At 49.2% G+C, this 25,594-nt stretch carries 13 protein-coding genes; 7 read left to right on the forward strand and 6 right to left on the reverse strand.

The window, feature by feature from the left end:
* Position 1 precedes the first annotated feature (1 nt).
* The 4 genes from BMX82_RS06325 to BMX82_RS06340 all read left to right on the forward strand — a co-directional run bounded on the left by BMX82_RS06325 (position 2) and on the right by BMX82_RS06340 (position 5,149).
* Positions 2 to 1,453, forward strand: coding sequence for a family 43 glycosylhydrolase (locus BMX82_RS06325; RefSeq protein WP_036913992.1), 1,452 nt, complete (start codon positions 2 to 4; stop codon positions 1,451 to 1,453).
* Between the two features lie 270 nt (positions 1,454 to 1,723).
* Positions 1,724 to 3,028: an inositol-3-phosphate synthase gene (locus BMX82_RS06330; RefSeq protein WP_091767003.1), complete on the forward strand. Its 1,305-nt coding sequence runs from the start codon at positions 1,724 to 1,726 to the stop codon at positions 3,026 to 3,028.
* Between the two features lie 64 nt (positions 3,029 to 3,092).
* The gene (locus tag BMX82_RS06335) at positions 3,093 to 4,382 is read left to right on the forward strand and encodes a putative DNA modification/repair radical SAM protein (protein ID WP_091767005.1); all 1,290 of its coding nucleotides are present in this window, start codon (positions 3,093 to 3,095) and stop codon (positions 4,380 to 4,382) included.
* Positions 4,379 to 5,149: a TIGR03915 family putative DNA repair protein gene (locus tag BMX82_RS06340; protein ID WP_036913985.1), complete on the forward strand. Its 771-nt coding sequence runs from the start codon at positions 4,379 to 4,381 to the stop codon at positions 5,147 to 5,149. The genes BMX82_RS06335 and BMX82_RS06340 overlap by 4 nt, the downstream gene beginning before the upstream one ends.
* A 35-nt stretch (positions 5,150 to 5,184) precedes the next feature.
* Here BMX82_RS06340 and xyl3A read toward each other — a convergent pair whose 3' ends face one another.
* From xyl3A to xyn10D/fae1, 3 genes are all read right to left on the reverse strand, one after another.
* Positions 5,185 to 7,737, reverse strand: coding sequence for a xylan 1,4-beta-xylosidase (gene xyl3A, locus BMX82_RS06345; protein WP_091767293.1), 2,553 nt, complete (start codon positions 7,735 to 7,737; stop codon positions 5,185 to 5,187).
* 169 nt (positions 7,738 to 7,906) lie between these two features.
* Positions 7,907 to 10,366: a glycosyl hydrolase family 95 catalytic domain-containing protein gene (locus BMX82_RS06350; RefSeq protein WP_091767008.1), complete on the reverse strand. Its 2,460-nt coding sequence runs from the start codon at positions 10,364 to 10,366 to the stop codon at positions 7,907 to 7,909.
* A 236-nt stretch (positions 10,367 to 10,602) separates the two neighbouring features.
* Complete coding sequence (gene xyn10D/fae1, locus BMX82_RS06355) at positions 10,603 to 12,768, reverse strand: bifunctional endo-1,4-beta-xylanase/feruloyl esterase (RefSeq protein WP_036913981.1); 2,166 nt, start codon at positions 12,766 to 12,768, stop codon at positions 10,603 to 10,605.
* A gap of 326 nt (positions 12,769 to 13,094) precedes the next feature.
* Between xyn10D/fae1 and BMX82_RS06360 the strand changes: the two genes are divergently transcribed.
* The 3 genes from BMX82_RS06360 to BMX82_RS06370 all read left to right on the forward strand — a co-directional run bounded on the left by BMX82_RS06360 (position 13,095) and on the right by BMX82_RS06370 (position 21,673).
* Positions 13,095 to 16,664 (forward strand): glycoside hydrolase family 38 C-terminal domain-containing protein, encoded by a 3,570-nt coding sequence (locus BMX82_RS06360; protein WP_091767011.1) that lies wholly within the window; start codon positions 13,095 to 13,097, stop codon positions 16,662 to 16,664.
* A gap of 217 nt (positions 16,665 to 16,881) precedes the next feature.
* Positions 16,882 to 17,547, forward strand: a complete 666-nt coding sequence (locus BMX82_RS06365; protein ID WP_143058332.1) for a hypothetical protein — start codon at positions 16,882 to 16,884, stop codon at positions 17,545 to 17,547.
* 124 nt (positions 17,548 to 17,671) lie between these two features.
* Positions 17,672 to 21,673: a hybrid sensor histidine kinase/response regulator transcription factor gene (locus tag BMX82_RS06370; RefSeq protein ID WP_091767017.1), complete on the forward strand. Its 4,002-nt coding sequence runs from the start codon at positions 17,672 to 17,674 to the stop codon at positions 21,671 to 21,673.
* Here the strand turns inward: BMX82_RS06370 and BMX82_RS06375 are convergent.
* Genes BMX82_RS06375 through BMX82_RS06385 form a run of 3 tightly spaced genes read right to left on the reverse strand, consistent with a single transcriptional unit; the run spans position 21,627 to position 25,578 of the window.
* The gene (locus BMX82_RS06375; protein WP_177172033.1) at positions 21,627 to 22,766 is read right to left on the reverse strand and encodes a glycoside hydrolase family 76 protein; all 1,140 of its coding nucleotides are present in this window, start codon (positions 22,764 to 22,766) and stop codon (positions 21,627 to 21,629) included. The genes BMX82_RS06370 and BMX82_RS06375 overlap by 47 nt on opposite strands.
* Positions 22,767 to 22,783: 17 nt before the next feature.
* Positions 22,784 to 23,908 (reverse strand): SusE domain-containing protein, encoded by a 1,125-nt coding sequence (locus BMX82_RS06380; protein ID WP_036913967.1) that lies wholly within the window; start codon positions 23,906 to 23,908, stop codon positions 22,784 to 22,786.
* Positions 23,909 to 23,961: 53 nt separating this feature from the next.
* Positions 23,962 to 25,578, reverse strand: coding sequence for a RagB/SusD family nutrient uptake outer membrane protein (locus tag BMX82_RS06385; RefSeq protein ID WP_091767298.1), 1,617 nt, complete (start codon positions 25,576 to 25,578; stop codon positions 23,962 to 23,964).
* Positions 25,579 to 25,594: the final 16 nt, after the last annotated feature.

Here is a 25,594-nt window from a genome sequence, read left to right on the forward strand (position 1 = left end):
AATGAAAAGACTACATACACTTATGGCAGCACTTGCAGTAGCTGCTGCCGCTAATGCGCAGATTGGCGCTCCATATATCCACGATCCCTCGACCATCGCTGAGTGCGAAGGCAAATACTACACCTTTGGTACTGGTGGCGGCGGTCTGATTTCTGAAGACGGCTGGACATGGAACAGCGGTGCAGAGCGCCCTGGTGGCGGTGCAGCTCCCGACATCATCAAGATAGGTGACCGTTACCTCTGTATCTATGGCGCCACAGGTGGTGGCCTTGGCGGTGGACACGCAGGACGTATCCTTACTATGTGGAACAAGACCCTCGACCCCAAGTCACCCGACTTCAAGTGGAGTGAGGCTGTAGAGGTTTGCGCCTCTGATGGTATGGAAGACCAGGATGCCATCGACCCAGGTCTGTTGCTCGATCCCACTACTGGTCGTTTATGGGTAAGCTACGGCACCTACTTCGGTACCATCCGTCTGATTGAGCTCGACCCCAAGACCGGTTTCCGTGTCAAGGGCAATAAGGAGAAGGATATCGCTATCGATTGTGAGGCTTCCGACCTGATGTACCGCGACGGCTGGTACTACCTGCTTGGTACACATGGCACTTGCTGCGACGGTACAAACTCTACCTATAATATCGTAGTTGGACGTTCACGCAGCGTAGAAGGCCCTTACCTCGACAATGTAGGCCGTGATATGTATCATGGTGGTGGTAGAATGGTGATTGCCGCAGGCGATCGTAAGACCGGTGCTGGCCACTTCGGACGCACCATTATCGACGAGGGTGTCGAGGTGATGTCGTTCCACTGGGAGGCTGATTTCGATTTGAGCGGACGCTCTACGCTGGCTATCCGTCCTCTGCTTTGGAAGAACGGTTGGCCCTATGGTGGTGAGCAGTTCAAGGGTGGCACCTTCGAGATTGAGTCAGAACGTCGCGGTTATGCGCTGGAACTTGCTGTCGACTTCGTTCGTATGCAACAGGAGCGTCAGGGCTGGTTCAACCGCAACCAGATGGAGCAACCTGTCAAGCCCATTGCCAACCAGACACTGGCAGATGTTATCGGCACATGGCCTGAAGGTGACATCCCCGCACGCATCGGCGATTACATGTTCCGTCCCCACCAGCGTTGGACTATCTCTCCTGTCGAGGGTAAGGGTGCTTATCTCGGAAATACCTACTTCAAGATTGTTATCGAGGGTACTAATCGCACTTTGACTGCTACTGCCGACAAGGAGGTGACCACCGTCCCCGCCTATACCGGTGCCGACGAGCAACTCTGGCGCATTGAACAGCTTACCGATGGTACTTTCCGTATTATGCCAAAGGTTATCCCCGGGCAAGAAGGCATCAACACGCACTACTGCCTCTACTCTGCAGGCGACTCTACACCGACCCTCGCCGAGTACGACTTTAGCAGTGATAATTCCAAGTGGAATTTCCGCAACCATTAAAAATGATTGCTAATAAAATTAACGGCGGACTCCGAATAGGGAAGTCTGCCGTTTTTTTTCTTTTATTTGTTATTTGTTTTGTATTCAGGCGATAATACAAAATGGAATTTCAAGTCTGTGGATATGATGTTTAGGTATTAATTATCCTTAAAAAGAGGAAAATAATTAAAAATAATAGTCAAATATCGATAAATCATAGGATATTTTTGCATCTTTGCATAACCATTCTGATAAAAAACTGATAAAACATTAAATACTAAGTAATAGCAAATGAAATCAACCGTGAGCCCCGCCAAGGGGAAATTGGGAATCATGATCGTCGGTAACGGCGCAGTAGCAACAACATTTATGACAGGTGTACTGATGGCTCGTAAAGGGCTTAGCAAACCTATCGGCTCTATGACTCAGTACGACAAAGTGCGTGTGGGGAATGGTGCGGAGAAGCAATATCTCCATTATGCCGATATCGTTCCTATTGCCAGTCTTAACGATATTGTGTTCGGCTGTTGGGATGTATATCCCCAGAATGCCTATCAGGCAGCGGTCTATGCAGAGGTGTTGAAGCGTGAGGATATCAATCCTGTGCGTGAGGAATTGGAGCAGATTGTGCCTATGGCCGCTGCATTCGACAAGAACTATGCAAAGCGTCTCGACGGCGATAATGTGAAGAAGTGCAGTACCCGCTGGGATATGGTAGAACAGCTCCGTGAGGATATCCGCCAGTTTAAGGCTGCTAGGCAGTGCGACCGCGTGGTTGTGCTCTGGGCAGCGTCAACAGAGATTTATGTTCCCATTAATGAGCAGGTTCATTACTCCTTGTCGGCTTTGGAGTCGGCTATGAAGGCCGACGACCGCGAGCATATCGCTCCTTCTATGTGTTATGCCTATGCGGCCCTTACCGAGGGTTGCCCGTTTGTGATGGGTGCGCCTAACACAACAGTCGACATCCCTGCCATGTGGGAGCTTGCCGAGAAGACGAAGATGCCTATCGCAGGTAAGGACTTCAAGACAGGTCAGACCCTGGTGAAGAGTGGCTTTGCTCCTATCATCGGTACCCGTTGCTTAGGGCTTGAGGGCTGGTTCTCAACCAACATCCTTGGCAACCGCGATGGTTTGGTGCTCGATGTTCCCGAGAACTTCCGCACCAAGGAGGTGAGCAAACTCTCTACGCTCGAGACCATTCTGAAGGCCGACGTTCAGCCTGACCTTTATAGCGATTACTATCATAAGGTACGCATCAACTATTATCCTCCTCGAAATGACAACAAAGAGTCGTGGGATAATATTGATATTCGTGGCTGGATGAACTATCCAATGCAGATCAAGATTAATTTTCTCTGCCGCGATTCTATTTTGGCTGCTCCTGTCTGCCTCGACCTCTGTCTGTTGATTGATCTGGCAGCCCGCGCAGGTCGTTTCGGCACTCAGCGTTTCCTCAGCTTCTTCTTGAAGAGTCCTATGCACGACTATACCAAGGGAGAGGAAGCCGTTAATCACCTCTATCAGCAACATACGATGCTGAAGAATGCCATCCGTGAGATGGGCGGTTATGAGGCTGACGAGGAAATAGACTAATAAAAAACGTTAAATGGCAAAGGGTGTACCGATTTATGGTGCACCCTTTTCGTATCTTTGCGCCATGTTGACAGAGAAGACGATGGAGAAACTGCGGATACTCGCAGAGTCGGCGAAGTACGATGTGTCGTGCTCGTCAAGCGGTACGGTGCGCAGTGGAAAGAAAGGCATGGTAGGTTCTACGGTGGGGGGGATGGGCATCTGCCACTCGTTTGCCGACGATGGACGTTGCATTTCGTTGCTGAAGGTGATGCTCACAAATTATTGTATGTACGACTGTGCCTACTGCATTAATCGTCGGTCGAATGACATCAAGCGTGCGACCCTTTCTGTGAGTGAGATCGAGGAAATTACGATGGAGTTTTATCGCCGTAATTATATCGAAGGTCTGTTCCTGTCGAGTGGTATCGTTCGCAATCCGGATTACACGATGGAGCGACTGACGGCTATTGCCCGTGATTTGCGAAATGTACATCGCTTTAATGGGTACATACATCTGAAGAGCATCCCCGGCGCTTCACAGGAACTGTTGAACGAGGCGGGCCGCTATGCCGACCGTATGAGCGTGAACATTGAGATCCCAAAAGAAGAGTCGCTGAAGTTGTTGGCGCCCGAGAAGGATCATCAGAGCGTATTTCAGCCGATGAGGTTGATTCAGCAGGGAGTGCTTGAGAATAAAGAAGACCGCAGGAAGTATCGCCATGTTCCTCGCTTTGTGCCGGCAGGACAGTCAACACAGATGATTGTCGGTGCCACGAAGGAAACTGATAAAGACATCCTGACCATGTCGTCAATGCTCTATGGGCAGTCCACGATGCGCCGTGTGTATTACTCGGGATATGTCAGTGTGAACACCTACGACCCGCGACTGCCTCTACTGAAACAGCCCCCACTGGTGCGTGAGAACCGCCTCTATCAGGCCGACTGGTTGATGCGTTTCTATCATTTCAAGGTAGAGGAGATAGTTGATGATTTGCATACTAACCTCGATTTGGAGCTTGATCCGAAACTGGCTTGGGCTTTGCGCCATCCGGAGGCTTTTCCTATAGATATCAATACAGCCGATTATGAGCAGTTGTTGCGTGTGCCTGGTCTTGGTACGAAGTCAGCTTGGCTCATTGTTAATTCGCGTCGGTTCAATCGTCTGACTTCTTATGACCTAAAGAAGATGGGCGTGGTGATGAAAAAGGCAAAGTATTTTATTACCTGCTATGAACTGGCTTCTACTTACTCTACTCCCATCGTGGGTATCAATGAACTGCGTCCTGAGCGTCTGCGACCTTTACTAATCTCTAAGGCTCAACAAAAGCGGGCAGCAGAGGAAAAACAGCTGAAAATAGACTTTGAAGAATGACGGTATACGTTTTTGATGGAACGATGAACGGACTGCTGACAGCAGTGTTCGATTCCTTTGCTTTGCATGATTATCCAGAGCTATTAGCGTCTGAGGGTGATGTCATTCCATTGTTCTGTGAACATCTTTACCGTGTTGCTACGGATGAAGAGAAGGCACACCGTGTGTGGAGTGGCTTGGAAAAACGCCTGCCGCGTGAAGCCATGAAACTGATATCAGTCAGTTGGCTGTCTGAATTGCCAGAGCTCAACCAATCGTTGTTCCAATACATTTGTAAGGTTTTTAGACAAGGTGATGTCTCTAGAAACTTTGCCGATTCTGATATCCTGGCGGTAACGGATATAGCCAAGAAGGTACTCCGTGAGCAGCTAAGGATGAAACAGTTCATTCGTTTCCAAAAGGCGAAGGATGGTACATATCTGGGAGTCGTGTCTCCCGACCATAATGTGTTGCCTTTGATTACCGAGCATTTCAGAGACCGTTTTAATGACCAGCCGTGGCTTATTTACGATGCTAAGCGTCACTATGGTTATTATTACGACGGCAGACAGGTGATACGTATCATGTTCGAGGATGAGGTTGGTGCCCCATTCTGCCTGTCTGATGGAAAACTGGATGCCGATGTCCTAAGCAGCGATGACCAATTGTTCCAGAATCTGTGGCGCACCTATTTTAAGTCTATCTGCATCAAGGAGCGCATGAATCCCCGTAAGCAGTTGAACGACATGCCCCGTCGCTATTGGAAATATATGACTGAGAAACAATAAGAAAGCCTCCGTAATTTCGGAGGCTTTCTTATATGTTAAAAGCTTACTGTAAGTTTCTTCAGGTCCTTGTCAAGTGAGCTTGAGCCGTAGAGAATCTCGTACTTACCAGACTTGATGCGCATGGTGTTGGTCTCGGCATCCCAGAATTCAAAGCTTTTCGGGCTGAGTGTCAGGGTGGCTGTAGCCGTCTGACCTGCCAGCACGTCAACACGCTTAAAGGCACGGAGCGACTTCGACGGCCCCTCTGCGTCAGCTAGGTTGCGGATGTAGAGTTGTACGATCTCAGTACCGTTCTGCTTACCTGTATTACTTACGGGGATGGTCAGTTCGTAGTTACCGCCTTCTCCTTTAATGGATGCCTCACCAACCTCGTAGGTCGTATAGCTCAGACCATAACCGAAGGGGAAGAGAGCATCATTGAAGTAGCGATAGGTGCGGCCCTTCATAGAGTAATCCTCGTAGTCGGGCAACTGGTCGGTACTCTTGTAGAAGGTAACGGGTAACTTGCCACCGGGGTTGTAGTCGCCAAACAATACGTCGGCAACGGCTGTACCGCCTTCCTGACCTGCATACCAGGCCTGAACAATTGCGTCGCAGGTTTCTGTCTCTGGCAATAGGGCGATGGCAGAACCAGAGCAGTTCACGAAAATAACTTGTTTGCCGGCGTCTTTCAGTGCCTTCAGGAAGTTGCGCTGTACCTTAGGCAACTCAATGCTAGTACGGTCGCCTCCCTTGAATCCTTCTATATTCACGGGCATCTCCTCACCTTCGAGGCTTGGAGCGATTCCACCGCAGAAGATAACCTTGTCGATACCCTTCAGCTGGGCGATGGTCTCATTATAATCGATAGGCAGTTCGCGGGCCACGTCGATTTTCATCGAGGCACCCCAAGTCTTTACAGTCTGGAAGCGAACTTCTATCTGGTATTTCTGTCCCTTCTCGGCTTTCAGTACGGTGCGGGTCGGTGTGGCTCGCCAAATGTGCTGCATCACCATCCTCTCACCGTTGACGTATACCTCGAAATGTCCCGTTGACTCCACGTTCAGCACATACTCGCCAGCCTCTTTGGGAATGAAAGTAGTCTCGTATTTCGCAGAGAAATCCTCTATAGGCAGGTTGGGAGCGAATACATGCATACCTGCTGTTGTCACGTTGACGGGCTTTGTATAGTATTCTGTCGTAAACGGCTTGCCTTCCATCTTGGTATTGTTCCAGAACGTTCCTTTCAAACCTTTCTTTCCATCAGGACTCACACACTCTGAGGCGAGGTGGCACTCCATTACCTTATCGTTGGTGAGGTCGCATCCTGGCAGATAAAACAGTTTCTTCTGTTTGGCCTTTATGCCGTCAAGGATAGTAACGGTATGGTTGGGCGTCCCGTTATAGTTACCCCACATCATGGGTTCGTTGTGGGCGTTGGGACCTATCACGGCTATCTTCTCCTCATTCTTCTTTAGCGGCAGGATGTTTCCTTTGTTTTGAAGCAGAACGATCGATTGGCGTGCCATGTCGAGTGCAATCTGGGCAGAGGCTTTCGTCGACATAGCGGAGTAGGGAATCTTTGACCATTCAACGAGTGAAGGGTCGTCCATCTCTCCAAGGTCGAAACGACCTTCAAGCAGGCGGATGACATGCTTGTCTACCTCTGCCTCGCTGATAAGACCTCGGCGTACCGCTTCGGGAATGCTTCTATAGGCGTAGCCGTAACCGCACTCCACGTCGGTACCGGCTAGCGTAGCCTTAGCAGAGGCAGTAATAGGCGATGAAGATGACTTATGTGAATCGTAGAAGTCACTGATAGCACCGCAGTCGCTCACCACCAAATACTGGAAGCCCCATTCGTCGCGCAGAATCTGCTGAAGCAAACGGTTGGAGCCACAGCAAGGGTCGTCGTCAAGACGCTGATAGGCACACATAACCTCGCGCACTTTGGAATCCTGTACGAGTGTCTTGAAGGCAGGCATATAAGTCTCCCAAAAATCGCGCACGGGTACATTAGTAAGATTGGCAGAATGGCGGGTATATTCAGGGCCGCTGTGTACAGCATAGTGCTTGGCACAAGCCCAGAGTTTACGGTATTTAGATGACTCAGGTCCCTGCAGACCGCGTACCACAGCATCGCCCATCACCGAGGTGAGGAAGGGGTCTTCGCCGTAGGTCTCCTGACCGCGTCCCCAACGCGGGTCGCGAAAGATGTTCACGTTAGGTGTCCATACAGAGAGGCTGCGCATCTTCATATCTTCACCGTTCTGGTCATACATACGGTGATTGTACTGCGCACGGAACTCTGTTGAAGCCACATCGAACACCTTATATAATAAGTTAGGGTTAAACGACGAGGCCATGGCCACTGGTTCTGGGAAGTTTGTTACGTTCCCCATATTGGCAGCGCCGTGCAGCGCCTCGCTCCACCAATAGAATTTCTTGATGCCAAGGCGTGGGATGGCAGGACTCTCGTCGAGCATCAGCTTGGCTTTTTCTTCCAACGTCAACCGGCTGCACAGATCCTGAGCACGCTCCTTGGCGCTCAAGTCTGGGTTCTGGTAAGGAAAAGTCTGTGCCGACACAGATGTGCCAGCACAGAACATGAATACGGTTGATAAATAAGTTAGGTAATGTTTCTTTCTGTTTACGTAATTCCGCATATTGTTTAGTGTATTACTTTCGTATTCTGGGTGCAAAGGTAATAAAAATGTGAGACATAGGCGTTGGCTTTTGTCTCACAAACTTTACATGGTGTAACATTCAACGAAAATGTTACAGTTTTCTAAGCCTATAACTCTGTCCTGGCTGGGTCTCTATGTCGTATTCATAGATTTTCTGCAGGGGCAGTGTTTGGAATCTTTTGAGTTCTGCCGACTTCAGAGGTTTGCGGATGGCGGCAGGAGCCAGCAGCGGGTTGGGGCAGTCGCTAGTTGCTTCTTTGAGTGAGTCGCCTGTCAGGGGAACGTAAGAGCGTACGCGTAGTGTGCCCCCAATCTTTGAGGTGATGACTGCCTCTTGCAGTGTGTTTTCTGCCCATGTCATGTCGACGGTAAAGGCTCCTCGTGCCTGCAGGCCCTTTACTTTGCCTTCTTGCCAAGCGTCGGGCAGGGCAGGTAGCAGGTGTACGGCACCATCATGACTCTGAACCAACATCTCGCAGATGCCTGCGGCACAACCGAAATTACCATCAATTTGGAAGGGCGGGTGAGCGTCGAAGAGGTTCGGATAAGTGCCGCCTCGAGGACCCCATTCTGTCGTGGCGGGTATCAACGTCAGCAAGTTCTTGATAATCTGATAGGCATGGTTGCCATCAAGCATGCGTGCCCAGAAGTTGGTCTTCCATCCCAAGCTCCATCCCGTTGCCATGTCACCGCGTTGTCTTAGGGTGTTGGCTGCAGCTGTGAACAGTTCCGGGTGCTGGTAGGGCGATATCTGGTTTGAGGGATAGAGCCCGTAGAGGTGGGATATATGACGGTGTTCATCCTTTGGGTCATCGGCATCGATGAGCCATTCTTGCAACTGTCCGTAACGACCAATCTGCATTGGCGGCAACTTTTGCAGGGCTTTCTGATAGACACTGAGCGAGTCCTCGTCTTTGCCAAGCGCTTTGGCAGCTTGAATCAGTTGTGAGAGTACATCGAAGACGATTTGGTTGTCCATCGTCGATCCTGCGGTCACGGTTGTTCCCTTTCCCATCGGACCATGCTCTGGTGAGACAGTGGGAACTGTCATCAGCCATCCTGCGGCATTCTTCAGTTCACCATCGGCAGGATATTCCTGCATATAATCCAATAGAAAATCGGCTGCTCCTTTCATGATGTCGTAGTGGTCGGTCAGGAACTGCTTGTCGCCAGTGAAGAGGTAGTGCTGCCACAGGTGTGTGGTCAGCCATGCGCCGCCTGTTGGGAACATGCCCCACGTCGTGCCGTCCACAGGTCCGGTGATACGCCAAAGGTCTGTGTTGTGGTGGGCCATCCACCCCTTGCAACCATACATCTGCTGTGCCGTGATAGCGCCCGTCTCACTCAAGTCGCGAATCATCGAGAAAAGAGGCTGTTGAGTCTCAGCCAGATTGCCCACGAGAGCTGGCCAGTAATTCATCTCGGCGTTGATGTTGATGGTGTATTTCGAGTCCCAGGGGGCGTCCGTCTTGTTGTTCCACACACCCTGTAGGTTGGCGGGCTGTCCGCCAGACTGCGACGATGATATCAGCAGGTAACGGCCATATTGCATCATGAGTGACACCATGTCGAGGTCTGTGCCGTCGAAGGCTGCTAGACGTTGGTCGGTAGGCAGAGTAGTCGAAGGACTCTGACTTTTCAGTGTCAGGTTCAGACGGTCGTACTGCTCACGGTATTTGGTTATGTGGCGCTCTAGTAGTTTCTGGTAGCTATTGCGCTTGATGCCTGCCAATGTCCGAAGGTTCTTCTGTGTAGGGTTGCCGTTGGTGTTTTTGTAGCTCTCGTAATTGGTGGCAGCAACAATGTAGAGGGTCACGGTGGTAGCATTGACCACGGTGATGCTCTCGGTCCCATCTACAATTTCTCCGTCGGAAGTTACGTCGATACGGCATTCAGCCTGTAGTCCGGCAGACACCCCTTCTTGTTCTACGTTCTCCACGACAGCCCTTAGCTGGTGGTTTTCTACGTTACGTTTGAATGCCAGCGGACTGTCGAAGGCCATGTTGAAAGTCAGGGATCCTTTCTCGCTGGCTTGTAGGCGAACGATAATGGCATTGTCGGCCTGCGATGCAAAATACGTGCGCTGATAGGTCGCACCGTTGAGGGTAAAGCGTGTCGTGGCTGTGGCATTTCCTAAGTCCAACTGTCGGCGATAGTCGTTTACATTCTCCTCACCATGGAAATTCATTTTCACGCTGCCTAAAGGTAGGAAACGCATGCCGTGGGGGCCTTTGATGAAATACTTCTCTATCAGGTCGTGAGCCTCTTTCTCCTTGCCATCGAAGATCAACTGGCGCACCTCTTGTAGATGTTCCTTCGATTCTGTACTATTATTAGAATGAGGTGAACCGCTCCAAAAAGTCTCTTCATTCAGTTGTATCTCTTCGTTCATAATGCCGCCATAGACCATGCCCCCCAAGTGTGAGTTGCCGATGGGTAGGGCTTCAAGCCACTGGGTGGCGGGCTTATCGTACCATAACTGGTGCTCCTGTGCCTGAATAGTCAGTGTTGCAACAGTGTAGAATAACATGGTTGTAATAATATATCTCATATATATATAATTATAGGGTTTCAAAAAAAACCTCGGGACAAGAAACGCTATTCTTGAGCCCCGAGGAAGGAAAAACTACTAACTACTAATATAACTAAAACAATTTTAACCTATTCAATTCAAATTTCTGCTGCAAAAGTACGATAAATATTTAAAAGTCTGTTACTCCTATGTTACATTTACTTTTTTATTTGTTTCATACTTGCAAAATGTGCAGTTTTTCTTTATTTTTTTGACTATTTGAAAAGCAGAGGAGCCATTTCACGTAAACTACGACGCCATGTAAGGAACTCATGTGCAGTGCCTTCCGAGATCAGACCATGAGCATCAAAGCCTGCAGCTTTCAGGGCTTCAACGCTCTTGTTGATACCTTCTGGATTCTCCTTGTCGCCACAGCTCTCGAAGATTACCTTCACGTCCTTTGGGTTCTTGATCTCCTCGGGCATATAGGTGCCACCGCTAAGCAGACCCCAATAGCCGAACATCTCAGGACGGCGCAGGGTTATGAGCTTGGTCTCCATACCACCCATCGACAGACCAGCCATGGCACGGTTCCACTTGTCTGCCTTGGTCAGGAAGTTCTTATCGATGAAAGGAATCAACTCGTCAATGAGCACGGTCTCAAACTCCTCGGCAGTGAACTTGCCGATGGTGCCGAACTTGAAGTCGTTAGTCAGACCATAGGCCATTACGATGATGAAAGGCTTGATCTTGCCTTCTGCAATCAGGTTATCCATAATCAGTCCGGCGCAACCCTGTACAGGCCAACTGGTCTCATTTTCACCCCAGCCGTGCTGCAAGTAAAGCACTGGGTAGCGTTCCTGCTTTCCCTTCACGAGCTTGCCGTATCCATTGGGCAGGTAAACAGTAGCTTCTTGCATTTTTCCAAGGCTCTTTGAGTAGAAGAGAACCTTCTGCATGTTTCCATGAGGAATATCTGTGCGCAGGGCATAGAAGTCCTGATCGGGCGCGGGAATCTCGATACCGCTCTCCCAACGGCATGAGCCGAAGTAGTTGTGTGTACCAGGATCGTTCACCACACCACCATCAATAGTCAGGTGATAGTAATGGAAACCAGGATCCATCGGCCCCTCCGTCGTACCTACCCAAATACCATCTTTATCTTTGCGAAGTACGGTACCGCCACGACCACCAAGACCGAGGCTTACGATGACTGACTTGGCATCAGGAGCCTCTACACGGAAGCGTGCATAACCTTCGCTGTTCACCTGTGGATATTCCTGTCCGGGCTGGTTCAGTGGGTTGGGTACCCAGTCGTCCTTGGGTACGTATTTGTCAGCAGCTGCGTCGAAGTCGCGGATAACCTGCAGAGAGCGCTTAGCCTTGAAGTTCTCGTCGAAAGGCAGTGGGTGGTTGTTCACGCCGAGCCAAGAGTCCTTGTCGCTGAGATTCCAGAACGTTACGTTGTCGATTACGTCAGCGTGCTTGCGGAATACTTTGAAAATGCGGTTGTACTGATCCTCCTGAAGGGTAGCGATGTATGGAGCCTGGGGCTTAGCCTCGCCACGGGCGAACATCAGCTGGCCACCGCTCTCTGTGTTGGTGCGCAGGTCGAGTTCGGTGATGTTGATGTGCTTCACCAGTTCGCTGAATCGGCTGATAGCCTTGTCGAGCTGCTCCTCGTCGGGGAAATAGATGTTGTAGTGCCCCTGCATGCCGATACCGTCGATGGGCACACCTGCGTCCTTCATCTTCTTTACCATATTATATATACGTTCGCGCTTGCCATTGTCCACACAACTGTAGTCATTGTAGAACAACAGACCATCGGGATCGGCTTCGCGTGCAAACTCGAATGCCTTGGCAATGAACTCGTCGCCGCAGAGCTGGAAATGACGGCTTTGGCGATAAGGACTTGCGCCAGGTCGGAACATCATATTGTCGTCGGCAATGGCCTCGTTCACAACATCCCAGGCATAAACCACGTCCTTATAGCGGTTTACTACGGTGTGGATATGGTCGCGCAGACGCTCGTAGAACACCTCTTTCTTCACGGGCTTGCCTTTTTTGTCAGTGAACATCCAGTCGGCAAACTGAGAATGCCAGCACAGGCAGTGACCACGCATTTTAATGCCATTCTCACGACAGAAGTTGGCTATCTTGTCGGCCTTTTCAAAGTTCCATACACCTTCTTTGGGGTGAATTTCGCCAGGTTTCCAGTCATTCTCAGCAGTCACGCTGTTGAACTGCTTCTTGATGATGGCCATCTGGTCGGCCTCTGATACGTTACGCTGGTTGACAGCTACACCGATGGTAAAATACTCTTTGTAGGCATCCTTCAATCCGGGGCCTTCCGAGAAGTCGATAGGACGTCCCCATTGTGCCAGAACAGACACGCTGCTCATGGTGAAAAACGATAATGCAAAGAAAAGTTTTTTCATTTTTGCTAATATAATCTGATTATTAATTATTCGGCAGCAAAGGTACAATAAATCCTCCAATCCGATTATTCTGAGAGTATCATATTCTTTATTATTTGTACCTAATGAGTCATATTATACCCAAATTTGTTAATCTGCCAATTGTTCTTGGCACATTTCCTACTATTATATAGGAATATCCTATTTTTGAATATGTGTAGAAATAAAATGTATTATGTGTAAGGACAAGAATGGCACAAACCAGGACTACTGGGAGTTTTTTTTTCGGTAAGTTTGCAGCGCAAAACTAATGTAACATTACTATTCAACCCACAAAATTAATATTTATGATAAAGAAGGTAACAACAATTGCTATTTCGTGTTTGGTGTCGATGAATGTTGTGGCACAGGAAAAGAAGGCGTATATGGTGGCCGATGCCCACCTGGATACCCAGTGGAATTGGGATGTTCAAGCTACTATCCGAGACCACATACGAAACACCCTTAACCAAAACCTGGCGCTGTTCAGACAGTATTCTAATTATGTATTCAACTTCGAAGGAGCAGTGAAGTACGCTTGGATGAAGGAATATTACCCATTGGAATACCAAGAACTGAAAAAGTATATAGTTCAAGGCCGTTGGCACATAGCTGGTAGTTCGTGGGATGCCAACGAGACGATTATCAGTTCGCCCGAGTCGATGTTGCGCAACTTTATGCTTGGTCAGAATTTCTACCGTAAGGAGTTCGGTACTGAGGGAACAGACGTGTTCTTGCCCGACTGCTTCGGTTTCCCCTACACCTTGCCTACGCTTGCAGCTCATTGTGGACTGATTGGCTTCTCGAGTCAGAAGTTGATGTGGCGCACCAAACCTTTCTACGAAGGTAATAAACGTTATCCTTTCACTATAGGATTGTGGCAGGGCATTGATGGCAGCCGCATTATGATGGTTCATGGCTTTGATTATGGTCATATCTATAACGATGAGAATATATCGCATAGCAATGACTTGATGCGCGAGATTAATGAAAGCTCACTAGGAATGGCCTATCGCTATTATGGAACAGGTGACATAGGTGGATCGCCCACCATCTCATCCGTACGTTCTATCGAAAAAGGACTGAAGGGTGAAGGTTCGATAAAAATTATCTCGTCGACAAGCGACCAGATATACAAGGACTTTCTGCCTTATGAAAAGCATCCCGAACTGCCTGTGTTCGACGGCGAGTTGCCCATGGATGTACATGGCAATGCTTGTTATACATCACAGGCAGCCATGAAACTCTACAACCGCCAGAATGAGAATCTGGGTGGTGCCGCAGAACGGGCAGCGGTGATGGCCGACTGGCTAGGTAAAACCAAATATCCTGTCAGTCAGATGACGGAAACATGGCAGCGAGTCATCTGGCATCAGTTCCACGATGACGTTACTGGCACCTCAATCCCACGTGCTTACGAGTTCTCGTGGAACGACGAACTGCTGGCTCTGAAGAAATTTTCGGATGTGATGACGCATAGTGTAGGTGATATCGTACAGTTGATGGACACTCGTGTAGATGGTAAGCCTGTAGTAGTTTATAATAGTGAGGCGTTCCCCGTGAATAGTCTGGCCGAAGTTGAGCTGGCTGACGACAACAACTACCAAGTAGTGGACGCCAACGGACAAAAAGTGACGTCGCAAGTGGTGCAGCGAAATGGTAAACACTTCCTGCTGTTCAATGCCAGTGTACCATCAATGGGATTTGCCGTGTATGGCGTTAAGACTACCGGTAAATGGAAGAACATTAGCAAACAAGGTCAGACAATAGAGAACAGTCGCTACAAACTTTCAGTTGATGAGTATGGCGACATCACCTCTCTCTTTGATAAGAAAGCCAATCGTGAAATGGTGGTTTCAGGCAAGAGTCTGCGACTGGTAGTATTCGACGATTGCTTGTCGAAGATATGGCCCGCTTGGGAGATTCAGAAGGCTACTCTCGATAAGGCTCCAGTGCCTGTACACGATGGGGTGGAAATCAGCATGGAGTCTGGACCGCTGCGTCAGACACTCATTATAAAAAAGAAATATGGCGAGTCGGAAATCACTCAACGCATACACCTCTACGAAGGTGGAAAAGCGGAGCGTATCGATTTTGAGAACGAGGTCGATTGGCGCTCTCTGAATGCTCTGCTCAAAGCCGAGTTCCCCTTGAATATCAGCAATCCTGAGGCAACCTACGATATCGGTCTTGGTAACGTGAAGCGCGGCAATAACTGCGACAACCTGTTTGAGGTTTATGCTCACCAGTGGACTGATCTTACCGACCGTTCTGGGCAATATGGTATTACCATCCTCAACGATTCCCGCTATGGATGGGATAAACCTAACGACAACACCATGCGTCTGTCGCTGCTCTATTCGCCAAAAGTGGAGCGTAACTATGCCTATCAGGCCGAGCAGGACTTTGGTCACCATGTGTTCACCTATAGTCTCATTGGCCATCAGGATAAACTCTATCCTTCAGTAGCAGTTCGGCAGGGATTGGAGCTAAACAATCCGCTCAAGGTATTCAATGCCACAAAACATACTGGTAGTCTTGGCAAATCTTTCTCATTCGTTGCATCAGATAATAATGATGTGATGGTCCGTGCCCTGAAGCGCGCAGACGAAAGCGATGAATATGTAGTACGCGTGTATGAGACAAGTGGAAGCACGGAACAACTGGCTAAAATCACGTTTGCGGCTGAGATAGCAGAAGCTGTGGAGGCTGATGGTACTGAGAAGACCATCGGACAGGCTTCGTTCTTAGGCAGGAGTCTCAATATCAGCATTAAGCCCTATAGTGTGAAGACATATAAAGTGAGACTGAAGAAGGCGATACAATCGAACACTCAGTTTGCCACATCTAACATCAAACTGAATTTCGACCGCATGTGCGCTACATTCAACGAGTTCCGCACAGCAGCCAACTTTAGTGACGGCTATAGCTTCGCAGCCGAATTATGGCCAAGCAGTGGACTGATCGTTGATGGCATAAACTTCTGCTTTGGTGAGAAGGAAGGTAAGAATGGTCTCTCGTGCAAGGGCGACACACTGCTACTGCCTGCCAACCAGACTTATACTCACCTCTATCTACTTGCTGCCAGCGACAAGGATGACCGTGAAGGCACTTTTACTGTCGGCAAGAGTCTGCAGACGGTTAGTATTCCTTATTACTCGGGCTTCATTGGCCAATGGGGACATGACGGTCAGACCCGTGGCTTCATTAAGGATGCCGAAGTTGCTTGGGTGGGCAGCCACCGTCACTCACCGAATGCTGACGAGCCCTATGAGTTTTCCTATATATATAAGGTGAGACTCGATATCCCGAAGGGTGCACGTCAGGTGATTCTTCCTCGCGACCGTCATATTGTACTCTTTGCGGCTACGTTGGCCAATGATACTGAATATGCCACGCCTGCAGCTCCATTCTTTAAGACAGCCATCATAGGAGAATCTACAGTACAGGGTGAGGCTGAAGAAGAAAAAGTGTCGCTGCTGAAGAACGCAAAGATTGTGACTATTTCAGGCGAAGTAAACAAAGACGAAGAGGCTGCCAACCTTATCGACGGACGTTCTGATACCAAGTGGTGCGATGCACAGTCGGCCCCGAACTATGTGGTCTTCGACCTTGGCGAGCCAATCACTGTAAGCCGTTGGCGTCTGTTGAATGGTGGTTGTGAGATGGCTGCCTATATCACCCGCACCTGTCTGTTGCAGGGGCGTAATTCCGATACCGAGGAATGGCAAACGCTCGATATGATAGACAATAACCGTAACGACCTTGTCGACCGCAGGTTTCCATCAGCCACGGTGCGATATGTTCGTCTCTTTGTGGTTTCTCCCACTCAGGGACAGATGCCAGCCGCACGTATCTATGAATTAGAACTTTTCTAATCAGATAAACTTGCCACTTTGTCGCCAAACCTCGGAAAGCCCCGTGTTAAATTAAAGGATTTCCGAGGTGATGACATAGTGCTTGGATAGGAAAAAACTGGCATTGATAAAGATGAAAGTCATAAAGCGCTTGAATTATAATCATTTTTCTTTTTAGTTTCATGATTTTATATTACCTTTGCATACTGATAACAGATACAATGAACATGGAAAGCGTATGACACAACTGAGATTTATATTTCTTACAGCTGCAATTGTCGTAACGGTAGGAGCTTTTTCACAGCAAGGGAAAGTGGTGAAGAACTATTGGCATGCACAAATATGGTTAAAAGACGGTACAACAGATAGTGGGTATGTACAGAACGCTCATCATAGTGTATGGGTCTACGACGATGAGGTAGTACTCAATAACCTTGATAAATTCTTAGGAAAGAATAGAAGGCATGCTACCAAAGATATTGATAGTATGTATGTATGGGTTGATACAAATCCATATAATGTAATTGTTAGTGTGCCCATTCCTGTTAATTATTCCTATGGAAATAACGAACCAATGGTGTATAACCATCCATGTATGTGTTACATCATCTACTCAGGGCAGAATGTTGTTATATACGAGGCTTGGCATGACTTTTCGGGTGACTATTACTTGTATAAGACACCTGAAATGTATTATGCAAAAGCGCTATTCAGGTCTCATCAGAAACTTAGCGAAAAACGCAGGATCACGCTCGCTGAAGAGTTTGATGACTATCCTGTAATCAAAGATTATATCAAAAACATTCCTGATAAAATGTTGAAGGTTAATCCTCTTCCTTTTTTCCTCCTTATTGATACAGCGCTGGGACAACAAGACAAAGCAGCAAAGAAGGTTGAAGATTAGTCCCGTCGCATAGATAAAAGGCTAATAGGAAGTATTCTTGGCAGAATTACGTTAATCTTCCAAAATCATTCCGCTTTTACAGGCTTTTTTCGTATATTTGCGCACGAAAAAGGAAAAACTATACATGAAGATAAGATTACTACTGGCTTTATTAGTCTTTGTCCTGCACGTGCAGGCTTATAACATCCGACATATTTCTAATGTCGATGGTTTGTCGTCAAGTTCTGTACTCACCATTGAGCAGCAGTCCGATGGCGCCATGCTGTTTGGAACGATTGACGGATTGGACAGTTACGACGGGCACAGAGTGTGGCCTGCTACCTTCAATGCCGGACAGCGGCTCTATGGAAATCTGATAGAACATGTGGTCACTGTGGAAGGGGATAAGACGTGGGTTCTGACGAACTATGGACTGAACATCGTGTCGGCCAAGGGACAGACTGTGAGATTCTACCCGGAGTATCAGGGATTAAGACGTATCCGTAGGAATCCACAAGGTGATGGATTCCTGTTACAAGATGGTAAACTGAATTATATAGGCAGGCAGGACGGGTGCATCCATGTCCTGCCCCTCCATGGCGTTACATTGGGGGATATCTGCGATTTCGCCTTTTCGCACAATGAACTCTTGCTCTTCCGTCATGAGGGTGTCGTCAGCTATCCGTTACAGTTGGATAATAATGTTTATTCGATTGGACGTCCTACATGGGTGAAGCATATTCGGTTGATGACGGCTGTGAATAATGATGGCGTAGAATATATGGTGTCGGATGACGGACAACTGTACAGTTATGATATGAAGTCCCGTAAGATGCAACACGAGATGTTGTTGGCAGCCGAACTGAGTCGTCGTGGCGGTGTGACCGATGTGCTGCGGTTCAAGGAGTCGCTGATGATAGCCTTTACAGAAGGCGGTGTCATCAAAGTGAACCGCCATGCTGGAAAACCAGATGAGATTGTCGACTTGGATGTGGAGACTGGTGTGTTCTGTCTGCGGAAAGACCGTTTGGGCGACATCGTGTGGATAGGTTCCGACGGCCGTGGTGTACTGATGTATTGCGATGAACCGCTCACCCTGCGCTCATTTTCGAGTGCGTCGATAAGAGCCGGTAAGTCTTGCCCCATCAGGACACTACTGAAGGATGACGATGGTAACCTGTGGGTGGGTACCAAGGGTGATGGCGTGATTTGTCTTCCTAAGTTCAGCGTATATCAGAACCCACGACAATTAAAGGAGATGTTCTTCAGAGAACAGAATAGCGGTCTGACCAGCAACGTGATATACCACTTTGCAGAAAGCAAGTTCCCTGGATTCTGGATCAGTGGGGGCGAAGGCATCTGCTACTACTCGTACGACTCGAAAAAGATCCTCCCTGTACAATCAGACCGAAGGATACAGCAGGTTATCGACGTTCGGGAGAAAGATAACCAACTATGGATGGCTGCATTAGGTACAGGCATCTTCAGAGCTGACATTATCATGGAGAACGGACAGCCGCGCCTGACCAATATGCGCCAATACTCGCTGGACGGAGGGAAAGGTCCATCTAACTATTTCTTCTGCTTGACTTATGACCAGAAGGGGCGTTGGTGGTTTGGCAATCGGGGAAAGGGACTTTATACCTTGGAAAACGACCGGCTAAGACACGTACCGACTCTAAAGACACAAGATCCAAGCATCAATGACGTGTTTGCCCTGCAGGCTGTGGGGGATAATCTGTGGATTGGCACTGGTATGGGTATCTGCATTCTCGACAAGAACAGGAAGAGTCGGCGGTTAAGTACCACCGACGGATTGCCCAACAATACCATCCATGCCTTTACAAAAGGAATGGATGGCGAGGTATGGGCTACCACAAACAACGGTCTGGTGGAACTCTCGAGTGACGGAACTGTGTTGAAAGTCTATGGTATGAACAGTGGCCTGGATGTGACAGAGTATAGCGATGGAGCTGCATTCGCTAAAGGCATGGAACTTTTCTTTGGAGGTATCAATGGTTTTACTGCCATAGAGAATGAAAAGACCACCAACCAGAAGATACATGAGTCGCAGATAGGGTTTACGGCACTTGATATTCTTGGTAAGTTGCGGAATATCAATGAATTTACAAAAGGTGAGCGCGATAATCTTACCCTCACACTCGACCACACGCAGAACACATTCTCCGTGAGTCTAGCCACGTTCAATTATCTGGAAGAGCCTTTCTATCATTATCTCTACCGCTTGGCGGACAATGGTGAATGGATAGATAATGGGGCGAGCAACATCATCTCGTTTACACAGATGGCTGAAGGCAGCCATATGCTCTATGTCAAGGCCAAGAATATGCATGATGGCAGTGAAACGGTCGTTTCACAACTCCACATTGATATTAGACCACCTTATTATCGTACCATCTGGGCCTATCTGGTCTATGCCATGCTGGCTTTGGCTGTGATTGTCATACTTGCACGTAACTGGTATAAGGATCAGAAACTTCAACAGCAGATGCAGCTAGCAAAGTTGAATCAGCAGCACCAAGATGAGCTGTATGAGGAGAAGCTGAAGTTCCTGACCAATGTGGTACACGAACTGAACACGCCACTTACTCTGATTTACGGTCCTTGTGAACGCATCCTAGCCTACGGCAAGACCGACGGATTTGTCAGGAAATACGTAGGTAAAGTGATGCAGAACCTGAGCCGCCTGAATAGTCTGATTCAGGAAATCATCGACCTGCGTCGTGTTACCTCGGGTCATCATGTCATCAGCTGGCGCAGGGTCGACGTTTCATCCGTCATTAGCGACTTTGCCAGTGCCTTTACAGAGATGGCTGAGCGTAGTGGCATCACATATCAGCAGGAGATAGAGCCGGGCATCGTGTGGATCTCTGATGATACGGCATTGAAAAGAATAGCTGGTAATCTGATATCAAATGCCTTCAAATACACCAAAAGCGAAGGAACGATTAAGGTTACACTGGTCCGACAGAATGACGGATTACTTTTTTCTGTCTACAACTCTGGTCGCGGCATCGCACCTGAAGACAGGGAACGCATTTTTGACTATTACACTGTGTTCGACAGTGTTGAGGAGAGTCCGAATGCCGGACAGACCTCGCGTAACGGCATTGGTATGGCCATCTGTCATAACATGACCAAACTGTTAGGCGGACGGATAGAGATTGACAGCGAAGTGGGCCAATATGCCCAGTTTAATGTGTATTTGCCTGAACAGCCGCTACCCGAAGGTGTGAGCGACGAGGTAGTGACATCGGACAAACAGAACGACGACATGGCTCTGGCTGTACCACAGGCAGTAAGCACTGCCAAACCTGCACGCCCACTGCCCAAGATGGCAGGCGACAGAACACCTACCATCCTGACGATTGACGACAACCAGGAGATGCTTGACCTGCTGGCCGACTGCTTGTCGGACTACCGTGTGCTGGCAGCCCTGAATGCCGAACAGGGTATGGCCTACCTGAAGGAGGACACACCCGACCTGATTATTACCGATATTATGATGCCTGGTACCGACGGACTGGACTTTACACAACAGGTAAAGCGCAACAAGCACACCATGCACATACCACTGATTATCCTATCGGCCAAGACTTCGGAAGAGGAGCGTATAGAGGGATTAGACAGCGGTGCCGACGTGTATATCAGCAAGCCCTTCAGCATCAACCTGCTGCAGGCCACCGTGGTACGCCTGTTAGAGAACCGCAACGTGCTACGCGAATACTATAATTCGGCAGCATCGGCCTATGTATATGCCGGTGGCAACCTGATTAGTAAGGAGAACCAGAGTTTTGCCGACGAGGTGACCAAAGTGATCGACGAGCACCTGACCGACACCGAACTAACCCCAGAGACATTGGCGGAACTGATGAGTATCAGTCCGCGCAATCTCTATAGGAAGTTCAGTGATGCCAATATGCCGACACCTAAGGATTATATCAAGACCTATCGTATTAATGTGGCCGCAAGATGGCTGACCACCACTAATACCACTATTCAGGAAATCATCTATAAAACGGGCTTCAACACGCGCTCACAGTTCTATACTGAGTTCCGAAAGCATTTTGGTATGACACCTAAAGAGTATCGAGAGCAACAGCTTCGAGCAGTACACAACCACTAACGTGGGTACCCAGATCGATGGCCGATGTGTTGCGAGCCCAGTTGCTGCCAATCAGGTACTGGGTTTGCAGACCTTTTTCTTTCAGCACCTCGGCATTGTGCTTCAGATAAGCCACAAAACGGGTCTTATCGCTTGCATCGAGCTGGGGCTCCTGAATGAGCAAAGTGAAGTAGCGCACAAAAATGCCCTTGAACAGGCTGCCGTCACCCGTTCCCTCGTCCTTGAGCACACTCTCGGTGAGGTCGCTCAGGCTCGACAGGGTGTAAGACGAAGCACGCACAGCATCGCGCAGATACAGGGTCTCACCTGTAATCTTGAACAACTCGTAGCACATACCCACAAACGTGCCCTGATTATAGGTAAACACCCAAGTGGTAACACTGTTGCCGCTCTGACCGTTCATGCTGTCATAAACAGCACCCGTGCCAGGGGCATACAGGTTGTCGCGCTCCCAGTTATAGATGCGCTTGGCCAGATCTAAATCAGATGCCTTGTGAAGGATATTGTACATACGGGCAGCGATGATGCCGGCAGGACCGTTGCTGCAGGCATTCTTGCTCCAAGGCTGACTTTTACGCCATGCCATGCCGCCACCGCAGTACTTGGTGTTCCAGGCATTCTGGATGTCGTCCCACAGCAACTGGGCGGTATCCAGATACTTCTGTTCCTTGGTGCAGTCGTACAGGCGGAGCATCGTCAAGCAGATCCACTCCTCGTCGTCGTAGAAATCGTTGAAATAGCTGTTGCCAGCCTTTTTCTTGATACCCTCGTGCCACTTGTCAAACAGGTCGCGATAGCCGGCACTGCCTGTACGCAGATAGGCATCAATCACCACATCCATGGCATGTGCCTGGGGCCAATACTGATTCTGATGGATATCGGCCACATCGGGCATCGAGTTGAAATAGCCCTCGCGACCGTTCCAGAAGTGAGTTACTAAAGCCTGTGTAGCCTGCTCGGCCACCTGTTTCCAATTCGTCTGCTCAGGCTGTGGTGCAGGCGTTGGTTCATCCTCGGATGAAGAAGAACCGCAACCCTGCAGCACAAGGCTGCAGAGAAGCGGTACGAAGAAAACTTTTAATATGTTATGCATAAGTTAGAACTTACAGGTTAGTCGGCCAACTCAACATGGTGGGTATAGTTGGCACCATGGAAGAGTACGGTGATGCGGGTCTTGACGCCGGGGTGAGGACCATCAGAGCCACCATCGAAGTCGCCATCAAACTTCCACTTGTCGTCCCACTGGTTGTTGCCAGTTTCCATAATATAATAGTAAGGATCGTCCATAGCCAGACCACCAGGGCGTGAGTCGGTGCCATTCTTGGTGCCCCAGTACTGCTTGGTGCCGTCGGCATACTCCATCAGGAACTTATAACGCTCGTCGCGGCCCCAGCCCTCCTGCTTGAAGGCTACCACACCTACACCTGAGAACTCGCCGTTGCCAGCGTAAGGAAGATCGAACATGATATTGTTGTTAGGACAGAAGAACAAACCGAGACTCTTGATTTCGCGGATGGTAGCCGAAGCCACATTGAAATCGAGTACCAGACGGTAGATACCTGTAGCAGGTGCCACGGTAGAACCACCCTCGCGCAACTTCAAACCATCGAGCGAGTAGATAGTGCCATCGCCCTTGTTGTTGCTGCAGAACTGGTAGCTCTTGCCACCCTCGAGCTTGGTGAAGATCTCATATACACCCTGCTCAGGCGAAGAGAAAGCACAGCCGTTCTCGGCACCCTCGCCCATGATGAAGAGCGAAGAAGGAATCTCGTCGAAGCCCTCGAGCGAAGTAATGTTCAGCTTGTGCTTAACTGTAGCCTCGGCCTGATTCAAACCACGTGAGGCAATGATCGACCAGCTGACTGTGCCGCTGGCACCACTCTTGAAACCGGCAGCTGCGGCTACCTTGTTCAGGGTCTTGTGAGTGATGGTGGCACTGTTCATCATACCATTCTTATCAGAGAGCACCTTATAGATAGGTGTGCTCTCGCCATCCTTGTAGAAGACAACCTCGTAGAGGGGCGAACCACTATCTTCGGCCTTGGCAGCCTCCCACTCAAAGAAAGTAGAGGCAGTGGCCGAAGCCTGAAGGGTTACACTCTTGCCATCGGCGGGCTCGTAGAGTTGGGTGATGGCGGATACCTGACTGTCCTTGAACTCCATGTCGGAGGTGCAGGCTGACATACTGAGCACGGCGCCTAACAGCGCGAATGCCTTAACAATATTCTTATTCATAGCTAATTGTTTCTTTTTTGGTTTTTACTAATAATACTTATTGATGATATGGATTAATTGCCGTAGCCAGGATTCTGACCTAAGTTAGGATTGAGGTCGATCTGACTCTGAGGAACAGCCCACAGATAATCACGGTTCTCATCGAACGTGAACTTCCAGGGGATGTCGTGGGTAAAGCTGGCGCCACGAACGGGTTGGGTAAGATACTCTGAACCGGCCTTCCAACGCTTGATGTCGTACCAGCGCAGTCCTTCGAGAGCCAGCTCGCAGCGGCGCTCATTGCGCAGTATCTGACGGAGTTCGGCCTGCGACTTATCGGCAGGGAAGTTTAAAGCCTTGGCTGTCTTAAAGCCTGCACGCTGACGGATGGCACGCACGGTGCTGTTCCATACGTCGGCAGTCATCTGGTTCTGCTCAAGCTTAGCCTCAGCCCACATGAGCAGGATATCGGCATAACGGAACATGATGATGTTCAGTCCTGAGCTCATATCGCCAGTGGCCTGTGGGGCAAACCACTTACGGGTGTAGTAACCGGTAGCGGTGGTGTTGCTGCCTGTTCCGATATAGGTATCGACGGTATTGTCACCAGCTGGATCGATATGAATCACCTCGTCCTTCGAACCATCGCCCACATTGGCGCTCCAATCGTAGTTATCATAGATGATGGTAGCAGCAAGGCGTGGGTCGCGGTTGTCGTAAGGATGGTTAGCATCGTAATCGGTACCAGCCTCATCAATGGTATAACCGGTCAGGGTGAGATAGCTATCCACCAGCGACTGCTGTGGCACGCGGTCGGCCACACGGCCACCCTTACTCAGGGGAACCATGTCGAGAATCTCGCCCCAGGTGAGCAGGTTGCGAACATAGGCACGATCCAGAATCACCTCCTGGTTGTACTCATTACCCTCCTCAAACAGGCCACGGTAGCTGGGGAACAGAGCATACGAGCCGTAGGTCTCGGGCTGATTGATGAGCATCTCACAGTACTTCTGCACGTTGCTCCAGTCGCTATCCATCAGATAGGCACGTGCCTGCAGAGCAACCACAGCGCCCTTGGTGATTTTACCGTTCTCGCTCTCAGGCAGGTCGTTGCGCGATGGCAGATCGCCAATGATATCGTTCAGCTCCTGATGGATGAATGCCATCACCTCGGCATGCGAGGTACGACTGATGGTGTTCGACTCATCCACGGTGATATCCTTGGTAAAGAAAGGAATATCGCCATAGAAGTTGGTGAGACGGAAGTAGATAAAAGCTCGAACAAAGCGTATCTCGGCTATCATACGAGCCTTCTTAGCTGCATCGAGGTTGGTGATAGCATCGATATTATCGAGGAACACGTGACAGGTTTTGATGCCGCCATACAGATCGGCCCACTCGCTGCCAAAGATACCAGTGGTAGGTGTGGCCTGCCCCATACGCATCAGGCGCTGGTCGGTAGTAGAGCGGCCATCAATCATGTTATCGCTGAGCGACTCGTCGCGCCACATTTTGCCAGCATTATACATCTGTGCATAGGCCATGTTTACCACGTACTGCGCTCTGTCGGGCGAATCCCAGAAGTTAGCATCGGTAAACTGATTGCCAGGGGCATTCTCCATGCCGTTGCAGGCAGTAAGCGTAAGTCCGCCTACAGCAGCAAACAGATAGATATATTTCTTGATTTTCATTTTCATAAGATTCTTA

Origin of the sequence: Prevotella sp. khp7 (assembly GCF_900109055.1) — a bacterium.
Classification (GTDB): domain Bacteria; phylum Bacteroidota; class Bacteroidia; order Bacteroidales; family Bacteroidaceae; genus Prevotella.